A 6,312-nucleotide genomic window follows, 5' to 3' on the forward strand; every position below is an offset into this window, starting at 1 on the left:
CCGCCGCGCATCACATCAGGTGTAGCCCTTGCTCTTCTTCCACTCGGCCTCGAGCTCGAAGATGGTCTTCCAGTCGCCGGCCTTGACCTCGGGCACATAGGGCTCCTGCGGGATCGTGGTGCCCCAGCCGATGGCGTAGCCGACCAAGGTGTGGTCGTCGCCGCGCATCGTCACGGTGCCGTCGGCGCCGAACGGGCACTTGATGGTGAGGCCCTTCAGCACCTCCGCGATCTTCTTGCCGTCGGCCGAGTTCGCCTTCTTGGCGGCTTCGGCCAGGAACATCACCGCGGTCGCGTTCTGCCACGACCAATTGGTCGGATATTCATTGTACTTGGCCCTGTAGGCATCACCCCAGGCGGCGTTCTCCGGCGTGGTCGGGAACGTCTTGATGTAGCGATTGCCGGAGTGGATACCCTTCGGCAGGTTCTTCACCACCGTGAGCGCGGTGTAGTCGGCCATGTTGACCGCGAACACCTCCATCTGATTGAACATCGCGTAGATGTTGGCCTGGTCGATGTAGGAGGTGAGATCGCCACCCCACAGGCAGGAGTAGAGCGCCTGCGGCTTGGCCTGCAGGATCTTCGTCACCACCTCGGTGTAGTCGGGCTGGAACAGCTTTGGCCAGGACTCGCTGATGATTTCTACGTCGGGCGCAAAGCGCTTCAGGTACAGCGTGAACTCGCCCGTGGTGTCGCGGCCATAGGCGTAATCGGGCGAGCAGGTCGCCCATTTCTTCAAGCCCTTGGCCTTGGCGATTCCGGCGGCGTAGCTGCCGCCGACGATGGAATCGTGGATGCCCTGACGCACGCAGCGGAACGCGTTGGGGATGTGCTGCTTCGGATCGGCCGTGAGCGACGATGCTTCCGAGCAGGTGTGGATGCAGAGCACGCCGAGATCGCGCGCGACCTCGTGCACCGCGAACGATCCGGACGACGCCTCGCCGTCGAGCAGCAGCTCGCAGCCGTCGGTGTTGACGAGCTCGCGCGCGACGCGCGCCGCTTCCTGCGGCTGGCCCTTGGAGTCGCGGATCACCATCTCGATCTGACGCCCGGCGAGGCCGCCGGCGGCGTTGACCTTCTCCACCTCGAGCATCACCGCATTGCGCGAGGACGTGCCGAGCTGCGCCACGCGGCCCGACAGGATGGTCGGCATTCCGATCTTGATGGTCTTGGCTTGGGCGCGCGCCACCCACGGCGCGGCAAAAGTCATCGCACCGGCGCCCATCAGCGCCAGTGTTGAACGGCGGCTGATGCCCGGCGTGCGGGTTCTCTTCATTTTCCCCTCCCTCTTGCGGGTCGGCGTTTCCTGTCCCTGTCGGAGATCGTCGCGTCTCCGTGTTCTCAAGGATTTCAGAGGGTGGGGGGTGACGTCAAGCCAAAGATGAATTACGAGTCAGAATTCATCAAGGGAGAGAATGAGGCCGCCAACCGGCTCAAAACAAGCGCAATGATCAACCTGTCGAGCTTCATCGCCTTTCATGCCCGCCGCACGCCGGATCGGCCTGCGCTGAAATATCGCGGCGAGGAGATCTCCTATGCAGTCTTCGACGCCCGGGTCCGCAAAGCCGCCGGCTGGTTGGCGACACAGGGCATTGGCGCAGGCGATGTCGTCGCCGTGCTGATGAAGAACAGCGCGGCCTTCCTGGAGCTGGTGTTTGCGACCAGCCATCTCGGCGCGATCTTCCTGCCGATCAACTTCCGCCTCTCCCGCGACGAGGTCGGCTACATCGCCGGCAATGCCGGCGCACGGCTGTTGATCGTCGATGAAGAACTCGCCGCCAACGCAGCAGGCGCGAAGATCACCGCACTCGACGAAGCCGCGCAGCAAAGCGTCACGCATCTGGCGAGCGATGCGCCGCCCGCCGCCATGCACGTTCGCCAGCCATCCGACCTGATGCGGCTGATGTACACATCGGGCACCACCGACCGCCCCAAGGGCGTGATGCTCTCTTACGATAATTTCTACTGGAAGTCGGCGGACCAGACGATCGCGCTCGGCCTCAGTGCCGGTACGCGCCTTCTCGTCGTCGGCCCGCTCTATCACGTCGGCGCGCTCGATTTACCCGGCATCGCCGTGCTCTGGCATGGCGGCTTCATTCGCATCGAACGCAATTTCGAGCCTGAGACGGCGCTTGCCGCCATTGCCGAGGACAAGCTCAACGCCGCCTGGTTTGCCCCCGTGATGACCACGGCGATGCTCACCTGCCCGACGCGCGACCGCTATAACGTCTCCAGCCTGAAATGGGCCATCGGCGGCGGCGAGAAGACGCCGGAAGGGCGGATCCGCGCCTTCTCCGAGTTTTTCCGCAACGCGCGCTACATCGACGCCTACGGCCTCACCGAAACCGTTGGCGGCGACACCTTCATGGAGGCCGGCCGCGAGATCGAGAAGATCGGCTCAACCGGGCGCGCCATCGCCCATGTCGAGATCGAGATCCGCGACGAGCACGGCAAGACGCTTCCGCCCAACGTCAACGGCGAAATCTGCCTCCGCGGTCCCAAGATCACGCGCGGCTACTGGAAGGATCCGGAGAAGACGGCATCCGCCTTCTTCGGCGACTGGTTCTGCAGCGGCGATGTCGGTTATCTCGACGAAGAAGGCTTTCTGTACCTGACCGACCGCAAGAAGGACATGATCATCTCCGGCGGAGAGAATATCGCCTCCTCCGAGGTCGAGCGCGTCATCTATGAATTGCCCGAGGTGCGCGAAGTCGCAGTGATCGGCCTGCGCGATGCGCACTGGGGCGAGTGTCCGGTCGCCGTGGTCGTTTTGGCGGAAGGTGCCACGCTGGAGCTCCCTGCTCTCACCGAGCACTGCCGCGCGCGGCTGGCAGGCTTCAAGGTGCCGAGACAGCTGGTGATCCGCGACGGCCTTCCGCGCAATCCCAGCGGCAAGATCCTCAAGCGCGTGCTGCGTGCTGAATTGGAGACCGAGGCATGACGCAAGGCCCAGCCACCGCCAAGATCACAAAACTCAACCGCGTCGAGCGCAACGCCTGGACCAAGCAGAAGATCTTCGAGGCCGCCACCAAGGTCGTCGGCAAGCATGGCTATGCCGAAGCCTCCGTTGCCCGCATCACGGAACAGGCCGGCGTGGCGCAAGGCACCTTCTACAATCATTTCGAGAACCGCCAGGAGTTGCTCGACCAGCTGCTGCCGAAGATCGGCCTCGACATGGTTCAGTTCATCCGAGCCCGCACCGGCACCGCCCATGCGGCGCGGCAGGAGATCGAGCGCTTTTCAGCCTTCTTCGACTTCATCCGCGAGGTCCCGGAATTCCTGCGCATCCTCAACGAGGCGGAGTTCTTCGCTCCCGTCGGCTACCAGAAGCATCTCGACAACATCTCGGTCGCCTATGTCCGTATCTTGCGCCGGGCACGTCTTGCGGGCGCGATCGAGGATTACAGCGACGAGGAGTTCGAAGCGATCGTCCACATGCTGATGGGCGCACGCGGCTATCTCAGCCGCCGCTATTCCTATTCGCAAGGCGTCGTCACCGCCGTCCCCGATCATGTCATCTCCGCCTATCGCAAGCTGATGACGCGCGGCCTCTTCAATCCGTCGGCAGACCAGGACACGCCATGAACGTCGAATCTCCGCATAGGCTCGACCTTGCCTCGACCATCGCAGAAGGCGACATCCGCTGCCTGCTGATGGTGCTGGTGCACATGACCGGCGACGAGAAATGGCTCGCGCCGCCGTACTTGCCCAAGCGCGACATCCGCCTCATCCCGGATCCCGAGGCCGGTGTGCCCCGGGAGATCCAGGACGAAATCCGCGCCGCGGTGGTCAAGCTGTTCGCCAATGGTACGCCGAAGCCGGTCATCACCGATCCCGGCGAAGAGCTGCTATTGAGGATGATGCGCGCCTGCCTCGGCGAGAACGTCGCGCCGGAATACGCGCCCTTGATGCGCGAAGAGATGGGCTTTGTCTCACGGGAGGCGCGCTGGATCAAGCAGCCGTCGAACGACAAGCTCGCCGAGCAGCATGTGTTGATTGTCGGCGCCGGCGTCTGCGCCATTGCGCTCGGTGTGGCACTCGGCCATCTCGGCATCCCCTACACCATCGTCGAGAAGAATGCCGAGCTCGGCGGCACCTGGTGGATCAACCGCTATCCCGGCTGCGGCGTCGATACGCCGAACCATTCCTATTCCTATTCGTTCGGCTCAGGGAACGCATGGACGCGCTATTTCTGCCAGCGCGAGGAGTTGCTCTTCTACCTCCAGAAGGTCGCGGACGAATACGGCATTCGCAAGCATCTGCGCGTCAACACCGAGCTGACTTCGTCGCGCTGGGACGAGGGCAAGAAACGCTGGATCTCGACGCTGAAGACCAAGAACGGCGAAGAGACGTTTGAAGCCACCGCGCTGGTCAGCGCGATCGGCCAGCTCAACGACCCCTCCCGTGCCCGCTTCAAGGGCGAGGAGCACTTCAAGGGAACGATCCTGCATTCGGCGCTATGGTCCGACGATATCAACATCGACGGCAAGCATGTCGCGGTGATCGGCACCGGTGCGACCGCGATGCAGCTGGTGCCGTCGATCGCGGGCCGCGTTGCCTCGATCGCGGTCTATCAGCGCAGCGCGCAATGGGCGCGGCCGGTGAAGGGTTATGCCGATCCGATCAGCGAGGGCGCCCGCTGGCTGCTGGCACACCTGCCGTTCTACGTGCAGTGGTACCGCTTCAACATGTTCTGGCGCTATGGCGACGGCCTGTTGCCTTTCCTGCGCAAGGACCCGGCCTGGCCGCATCCCGAGCGCGCCGTCAACAAGGGCAACGACCGGCACCGCCAGGAGCTGACGGACTTCATCTTGTCGGAGCTGCAGGGGCGGCCGGACCTGATCGCAAAATGCGTGCCGACCTATCCACCCTACGGCAAGCGCATTCTGCTCGACAACAACTGGTTCAAGACCCTGAGGCGCGACAACGTCGAGCTCGTCACCGACGCGATTGATCATTTCAACGCGAGCGGCATCGTCACCGCGGACGGCAAGCAGCGCCCCGCCGACATCATCGTGGTCGCGACCGGCTTCAAGGTCACGGAAATGGCGGCGCGTCTCAACATCAGCGGCCGCGGCGGCAAGGATTTGCGGCAGGCCTGGGCCAACGACGATCCAACCGCCTTCCTCGGCCTCACCGTGCCCGGTTTCCCGAACTTCTTCTGCATGCTGGGGCCGAACTCCGGCCCGGCCCACGGCGGCAGCGTCATCTTCCAGTCGGAATGTCAGAGCCGCTACATTGCCGCCTGTCTCGCCAGCATGATCGAGCACGACGTCGCCGCGATCGACGTTCGCCAAGACGTGCTCGACGATTATGTCCGGAAGGTCGATGCCGAGCACGAGGCGATGATCTGGACCCATCCAGGCATGAGCACCTACTACCGCAATTCGAGCGGCCGCGTGTTTTCGGCAATGCCGTGGCGGTTCGTCGATTACTGGCGCATGACGCACGATCCGGATCTGCGGCAGTACAGCTTGACGAAAGCTTAGGAGCAATCTCTCGGCGCTGACTTGGCCGACGCTTGAATTGCGTTCGTCCCACGTCGTCATTGCGAGCGTAGCGAAGCAATCCAGGGTCTTTCCGCGGAGGGATTCTGGATTGCGTCGCTACGCTCGCAATGACGGAGGTTGCGGCCTCTACGCGGCAAGCCCACTTCCGACAGGAGCAAACTCCAACCCGAGACTCTCCGCCACCGCCTTGTTGGTGATCCGCCCGCGATGCACGTTCAGCCCGTTGCGCAGATGCGGGTTCTCCAGCACCGCGGCAAAGCCCTTGCTCGCCAGCATCAGGCCGAACGGCAGCGTCGCGTTGTTCAGGGCCTGGCTCGACGTCACCGGCACCGCGCCCGGCATGTTGGCGACGCAATAGTGCACGACGCCGTCGACCTCGTAGGTCGGATCGCTATGCGTGGTCGGATGCGAGGTCTCGAAGCAGCCGCCCTGGTCGATCGCAACGTCGACCAGCACGGCACCGGGCCGCATCGATTTCAGCATCGCGCGCGTCACCAGCTTGGGTGCGCTGGCGCCCGGCACCAGCACCGCGCCGATCACCACGTCGGCAGCGAACACCTCGTCCTCGACCGACTCGATGGTCGAGAAGCGAGTGCGCACGCGTCCGGCAAAGAGATCGTCCAATTCGCGCAAGCGCGGAATCGAGCGGTCGATCACGGTGACTTCGGCGCCGAGGCCTGCGGCCATGCGCGCCGCCTGCATTCCAACCACGCCGCCGCCGAGCACGACGACGCGCGCCGGCTGCACGCCGGGCACGCCGCCCAGCAGCAGGCCGCGGCCGCCGGCCGAGCGCTTGAGCGCGG

General features: G+C 64.1%; 5 protein-coding genes. 3 read left to right on the forward strand and 2 right to left on the reverse strand.

Annotation, left to right across the window (positions count from 1 at the left end; genetic code table 11):
• Nucleotides 1-15: 15 nt before the first annotated feature.
• Nucleotides 16-1,275 carry an ABC transporter substrate-binding protein gene (locus XH84_RS27815; RefSeq protein WP_128922665.1) on the reverse strand — a complete coding sequence of 420 codons (1,260 nt, stop codon included), beginning with the start codon at nucleotides 1,273-1,275 and terminating at the stop codon, nucleotides 16-18.
• 171 nt (nucleotides 1,276-1,446) lie between these two features.
• Here XH84_RS27815 and XH84_RS27820 point away from each other — a divergent pair, with 171 nt between their 5' ends.
• The 3 genes from XH84_RS27820 to XH84_RS27830 are packed head-to-tail and all read left to right on the forward strand — an operon-like array spanning nucleotide 1,447 to nucleotide 5,488.
• Nucleotides 1,447-2,940, forward strand: a complete 1,494-nt coding sequence (locus XH84_RS27820; RefSeq protein ID WP_128922689.1) for an AMP-binding protein — start codon at nucleotides 1,447-1,449, stop codon at nucleotides 2,938-2,940.
• Entirely contained in the window at nucleotides 2,937-3,584 is a 648-nt protein-coding gene (locus XH84_RS27825; RefSeq protein WP_128922666.1) for a TetR/AcrR family transcriptional regulator, read from the forward strand. The genes XH84_RS27820 and XH84_RS27825 overlap by 4 nt, the downstream gene beginning before the upstream one ends.
• Nucleotides 3,581-5,488: a flavin-containing monooxygenase gene (locus XH84_RS27830; RefSeq protein WP_128922667.1), complete on the forward strand. Its 1,908-nt coding sequence runs from the start codon at nucleotides 3,581-3,583 to the stop codon at nucleotides 5,486-5,488. Before XH84_RS27825 ends, XH84_RS27830 begins: the two co-directional genes overlap by 4 nt.
• Nucleotides 5,489-5,635: 147 nt before the next feature.
• Here XH84_RS27830 and XH84_RS27835 read toward each other — a convergent pair.
• On the reverse strand, nucleotides 5,636-6,312 hold a 677-nt coding region (locus XH84_RS27835), incomplete at its 5' end, for an alanine dehydrogenase (protein ID WP_164937400.1).

Source organism: Bradyrhizobium nanningense, from assembly GCF_004114535.1.
Lineage (GTDB): Bacteria > Pseudomonadota > Alphaproteobacteria > Rhizobiales > Xanthobacteraceae > Bradyrhizobium > Bradyrhizobium nanningense.